General features: G+C 61.4%; 1 protein-coding gene. It reads right to left on the bottom strand.

Features of this window, described 5'->3' with window-relative positions; all coding sequences use genetic code 11:
• Window positions 1-1,175: elongation factor Tu (gene tuf / locus GHT07_RS21230; RefSeq protein ID WP_153587088.1), on the bottom strand; the 1,175-nt coding region annotated here is incomplete at its 3' end.
• Between the last annotated feature and the right edge of the window lie 13 nt (window positions 1,176-1,188).

Raw genomic sequence — 1,188 nt, forward strand, 5'->3', positions numbered from 1 at the left:
GCCACGACGCCCGAGCCCACGGTCTTGCCGCCTTCGCGAATAGCGAAGCGCAGGCCTTCCTGCATGGCGATCGGGTTGATCAGCTTCACGGTGATCGAGACGTTGTCGCCCGGCATCACCATCTCTTTGTCCTTGGGCAGCTCAATCGCACCCGTCACGTCCGTCGTGCGGAAGTAAAACTGCGGGCGATAGTTGTTGAAGAACGGCGTGTGACGACCACCTTCGTCCTTGCTCAGCACATACACCTCAGCGGTGAAGTGCGTATGCGGCTTGATCGAGCCCGGCTTGCACAGCACTTGGCCGCGCTGCACTTCTTCGCGCTTCGTGCCGCGCAGCAAAATGCCCACGTTGTCACCCGCTTGACCTTGGTCCAGCAGCTTGCGGAACATCTCCACGCCCGTGCACGTCGTCTTGACCGTCGGCACAATGCCCACAATCTCGATTTCCTCGCCAACCTTCACGATCCCGCGCTCCACGCGACCCGTCACCACCGTGCCACGGCCAGAGATCGAGAACACGTCTTCCACCGGCATCAGGAACGCACCGTCAATTGCGCGCTCGGGCTGCGGGAAGTAGCTGTCCATCGCATCGGCCAGCTTCATGATCGCCTGCTCGCCCAGCTCGCCCTTGTCGCCTTCCATCGCCAGCTTCGCGCTGCCGTGGATGATCGGGGTGTCGTCGCCAGGGAAGTCGTACTTCGACAGAAGCTCGCGCACTTCCATCTCCACCAGCTCCAGCAGCTCGGCGTCATCAACCATGTCGCACTTGTTCAGGAACACGATGATGTAGGGAACACCCACCTGGCGAGCCAGCAGGATGTGCTCGCGCGTCTGGGGCATCGGGCCGTCAGCGGCCGAGCACACCAAAATCGCACCGTCCATCTGCGCCGCGCCCGTGATCATGTTCTTCACATAGTCAGCGTGACCCGGGCAGTCCACGTGTGCGTAGTGGCGATTGGCCGTCTCGTACTCCACGTGCGCCGTGTTGATCGTGATGCCGCGTGCCTTCTCTTCAGGCGCCGCATCGATCTGGTCATAGGCCTTGGCCTCACCACCAAACTTCGACGCCAAAATCGTCGTGATCGCCGCCGTCAGCGTCGTCTTGCCATGGTCCACGTGACCAATCGTGCCCACGTTCACGTGGGGCTTGGTCCGCTCAAACTTGCCTTTTGCCATTTTTCGAATCTCC

The organism is Caenimonas koreensis DSM 17982 (assembly GCF_009646335.1).
Taxonomy (GTDB): domain Bacteria; phylum Pseudomonadota; class Gammaproteobacteria; order Burkholderiales; family Burkholderiaceae_C; genus Ramlibacter; species Ramlibacter koreensis.